The sequence below is a fragment of the Bradyrhizobium sp. genome (genome assembly GCF_016462955.1).
In the GTDB taxonomy this organism is placed as follows: Bacteria; Pseudomonadota; Alphaproteobacteria; order Rhizobiales; family Xanthobacteraceae; genus Bradyrhizobium.
Genome location: NZ_JAEMSD010000643.1, coordinates 1 through 3,316, shown reverse-complemented (window position 1 = coordinate 3,316; position 3,316 = coordinate 1). Strand labels below are relative to the sequence as shown.

Below are 3,316 nucleotides of genomic sequence, written 5' to 3'. Positions count from 1 at the left end.
TCTTCGGGCAGTTTCGCCTCCGCGCGTTCGCGCTCCTTGCGCGAGGTCGAGGCGAACAGCAGGTTGCGCCGGCGCGGCGCTTCCGCAGCGGCGGGCGGCGCAGCAGCTTCGCCCTCCTGCGGTCCCTCGGCGCGCGAACGCTCGCGCGCGGCAGCTTCGCTCTGCCATGGCGGCGGACTTGCTGGCGGCCGTGCCGGCGCCGACTCGGCTCGCGCCGTCGCAGCGGCGACCGGCTCGGGTGTGCCGGCGTCCGGCACCGCGAGCCCCGGCAGAACGGGCCTGACCCGAACCTCGGACGAGGCCACAGCATCGGTCAGCCGGCGCGCAATGCCCTTCAGTTCAAGCAGCACCAGATGCAGGCCGACCAGTAACATTCCGGAGCAGACGGCAATGGTGCCAGCGATTATGAGCGTTCCGCCGAGGCTGAATTCACTGATTGTCAGGCCGAAAATGACCGCAAGGAGGCCCGCCAGGACGGCGCAGATCCCCGCGATCAGCAATGCCAAATTCATCGAACTCACCCCCGGCCGCGCACCCGCCGCGACAACCGCTTCGCCACGATACCGTCATACGATGTTCCACGCCAACGGCCAATTCTGGGCGGCGTTCCTAAAGGGAAGGAAATCAGGGACTTATTCACATTCCCTTCAGCTGCGGGTTGGTAGGGCTTAGGCCGCACTCAAGATTATCGGAATTGCGGCCAACCCGGAATTGCTGCGTCGCATCAGGATTTTAGCCATAATGCCCAATTACTTGGTAATGGAACTGCGCTATACGGAGTCCGGGGTTGAGGCCCGCGCGCGCCAGCAGGGCCAAGAGGGGATTCCGGGGCACCGATAGCCATGACATCCATCACGACGTCGGCGATCGACACGCCTCAACGGCGCTCGATCGAACGAACTTGCGACGATCTCGCCATGCTGGTGCTGGCCGCGGTCGCCGTCATCGCAGGCTTGACCTTCCGCGACTACGGGCTCGGCTGGGACGACTACACCCACGCTGAATATGCCGACCTGCTGCTGCGCATGTTCGGTTCCGGCTTCAAGGACACCGCGGCGCTCTCCTTCGCCAATCTCTACATGTATGGCGGCGGCTTCGATATGGCCGCGGCCCTCCTGCACAAGGTCATTCCGCTCGAGCTGTTCGAGACGCGCCGTCTGGTCGGCGCCATCGTCGGCGTGATCGGGCTTGCGGTGACGTGGCGGCTCGGCCGCCGCGTCGGCGGGCCCCTTGCCGGTCTTGCCGCACTGCTGCTGCTCGCGCTATGCCCGACCTTCTACGGCCACATGTTCATGAACCCGAAGGATGCGCCCTTCGCAGTGGCCATGATCATCCTGATGCTCGGGCTCGTCCGGCTCGCCGAGGAATATCCGCAGCCGTCGCCGCGCACGATCCTGATCGTTGGCCTGGGTGCCGGCCTTGCGCTGGGCTGCCGCATTCTCGGCGGCCTCGCGCTGGTCTACGCCATGGTCGGCTTCGTACCGCTGTTGCTGGAGGAATTGCGCAACGAAGGTTTGCGCGAGTCGGCCCGCCGCTTTGCCCATGTCGTCTACGTGCTGCTGCCCGGCCTCGTGCTCGGCTACCTCGTGATGGGCCTGATCTGGCCGTGGTCGATCATGCGGCCCGGCAATCCGTTCGAGGCGCTGACCTACTTCTCGCATTTCTTCGAGAAGCCGTGGAAGGAGATGTTCGACGGCGCGATCGTGTCGGTCCCGGACATGCCCTGGTCCTATCTGCCGACGCTGTTCGCACTGCAGCTGCCCGAGGTGATGCTGGTGCTGACGGCGGGCGCGGTGTTCAGCACCTTCGCCATGCTGCCGCGGCGCGAGGTTCCGGCGCGCCGCAAGACCATCCTGCTGATGCTGACGCTGGCTGCCACGCTGCCGCTCGCGATCGCGATGGTGAAGCGCCCTGCGCTCTACAACGGCATCCGCCATTTCGTCTTCGTGATCCCGCCGATGGCGGTGCTCGGCGGCGTCGCGTTCGCCTGGACCATGGAGCGCCTGCGCGCCAATCACCGCACCTGGCAGCCGGTCGTGCTGGCGGTGTTCTGCTTCGGCCTCGCGCTCCCGCTCGCCGAGATGATCCGGCTGCATCCGTATCAGTACAGCCATTTCAACCACGTCGCGGGCACCGTCCGCGGCGCCGACAACCGTTTCATGCTGGACTATTGGGGCCTCGCGCTGAAGCAGGCCTCCGACGAATTGCGCGAGCAGCTGGTCGAGCGCCAGGAAGTGCCGCCCGCAAACCGCAAATGGAAGGTCGCGGTGTGCGGTCCGCAGCGCCCGGCCCAGGTCGCGCTCGGGCCCGACTTCACCATCGGCTGGGATTCCAACGCGGCCGATTTCGCCATGACGCTCGGCGAGTTCTACTGCAAGGGCCTCACCGCGCCCGTCATGGTCGAGATCAAGCGCGACGACGTGGTGTTCGCCCGCGTCTACGACATCCGAGGCCGCGCCATTTCCGGCCTGCTGTCGATCCCGGCGCCGTAATCATCTTCTCCAAAGCCGCATCGCTTCCGCCTTCGCTCTTCGGCCAAGACGGACAAGCATGCGGGCGGCGCTGGCCTGCCGCGCTTCCGATGCGCCTTGCTGCCGGTCTCGCCCGCGACTACGCTCCCGCTCCGCAACAACGATGTTTCGGAGAGATCAGCCATGTCGCCAGCAGAAGCCCGCCTGAGGGAAGTGCCCTCCAATATGACGGAGGCGGAGTGGCAGCAACGGGTCAATCTGGCCGCCTGCTATCGCCTGGTCGCGCTGTACGGCTGGGACGACCTGGTCGACACCCACATCTCGGCGCGCGTGCCCGGCCCCGACCATCACTTCCTCATCAATCCCTACGGGCTGATGTTCGACGAGATCACCGCGTCCAGTCTCGTCAAGGTCGACCTGCACGGCAACCAGCTCTCCGAGAGCGAATACAGCATCAACCCTGCCGGCTTCACCATCCATTCGGCGATCCACGAGGTGCGCGAGGACGCGATCTGCGTGCTGCATCTCCACACCCTCGACGGCACCGCGGTGTCGAGCAGCGCGGAAGGCCTGCTGCCGCTGAACCAGACCGCGCAGCTCGTCACCCACGACCTCGCCTATCACGACTATGAAGGCATCGCGCTCGATCACGACGAGCGGCCGCGGCTGCAAAAGGATCTCGGCGACCACAACCACATGCTGCTGCGCAACCACGGCACGCTGACGGTCGGCCGCTCGGTCGCCTCCGCGTTCGAACGCATGTATCATTTGGAGCGCGCCTGCTCGATGCAGGTGCGTACGCGCGCGCTGGGGACCCCGGTCTATCCGGTCGACCACAGCGCGAT

Annotated in this window: 2 protein-coding genes and 1 pseudogene; 2 read left to right on the top strand and 1 reads right to left on the bottom strand. The window is 66.0% G+C overall.

Annotated features, from left to right (window positions below; all coding sequences use genetic code 11):
• A pseudogene (locus tag JHD07_RS36110) lies at positions 1–512 on the bottom strand (DUF308 domain-containing protein); the annotation flags it as partial.
• A gap of 330 nt (positions 513–842) precedes the next feature.
• Between JHD07_RS36110 and JHD07_RS36105 the strand changes: the two are divergent.
• Together JHD07_RS36105 and JHD07_RS36100 are read left to right on the top strand one after the other, a co-directional pair.
• Entirely contained in the window at positions 843–2,492 is a 1,650-nt protein-coding gene (locus tag JHD07_RS36105; protein ID WP_291630869.1) for a glycosyltransferase family 39 protein, read from the top strand.
• Positions 2,493–2,654: 162 nt separating this feature from the next.
• Positions 2,655–3,316: class II aldolase/adducin family protein (locus tag JHD07_RS36100; protein ID WP_291630867.1), on the top strand; the 662-nt coding region annotated here is incomplete at its 3' end.